Below are 920 nucleotides of genomic sequence, written 5' to 3' on the forward strand. Positions count from 1 at the left end.
TATCTTTTGGCTCTCCCAGCTTTGGTGGGTAAAATGTATTCTAAGATACATTTCTCAAGAGCGAGGGGGTGGAACGAACCACAAAGACACAAAGGACACAAAGATCGATCGATCCTATGTCAATTAAACTTATCACACAGAACCTAGAAGAGCTATCTTTTTTCAGGTCTTGTGACATATTTTTGGATTCCCATATCCTTAATTTTTTTACCTTGTAGTGTGGCACTTGTATACGCAATAGCTATAACAATTATCAGCTTTGATAGGTATTGCGGTGCTAATTGAGAACCTTCTAAGCTATAGCCTCCCGACTTAAAATCTCGAAACATCTCTTCAATATCAAATCTTTTTTGATAGGCAATTATTGCCGTCTCTAAATCTTCAAAATTAGTCAAAATATATCAAGGTTCTTTTGTGGTAAAACCTCAGTAAGTTTTTTCCACTTACCAGCTAAGTTAAACGGTCTAAATCCCTGCTTTTTTGTAATATTTACATCATTCAAAAATAGTTGAGTTCCTGGACTTAGATCCAATCCCCTCATTTCTTGATAAACTACTTCCTCTGTCTTGACATTTCTGCTTTGTTTTTGTCTTAAAAAAAGTATACACTCTACTCGTGAAGCCACTTTCCAAGACTGACTGAGCAAAATTCTCTATCTCCTAACACCACGATTTTATGACCTGATAGCACCGTCAATATTTTTCCCAATACTCGCTGCTGTTCTTCGAGATTACTACTTCCTTTTTTATCTAATATTTCCCAATAGCTTGGCATGGCTCTCTTGTCATAAATTAGACTCACCATCAAGATATTAATTGCTCCGCAACTCGTCCAGTCTATGGCAATATATACTAATCCTTTTATTATGAATCTCTCCTGCTGTTTTAACATCTCTTTTAGGCAGAGAAACCAGATTTTTT

The 920-nt window shown here is 36.0% G+C and carries 1 protein-coding gene and 1 pseudogene; both read right to left on the reverse strand.

Annotation, left to right across the window (positions count from 1 at the left end):
- Window positions 1-152 precede the first annotated feature (152 nt).
- The gene (locus tag MICAI_RS17580; RefSeq protein WP_008205320.1) at window positions 153-395 is read right to left on the reverse strand and encodes a hypothetical protein; all 243 of its coding nucleotides are present in this window, start codon (window positions 393-395) and stop codon (window positions 153-155) included.
- Window positions 396-609: 214 nt separating this feature from the next.
- Window positions 610-920 (reverse strand): annotated as a pseudogene (locus MICAI_RS25155) (transposase); the annotation flags it as partial.

Source organism: Microcystis sp. T1-4 (assembly GCF_000297435.1).
GTDB lineage: Bacteria > Cyanobacteriota > Cyanobacteriia > Cyanobacteriales > Microcystaceae > Microcystis.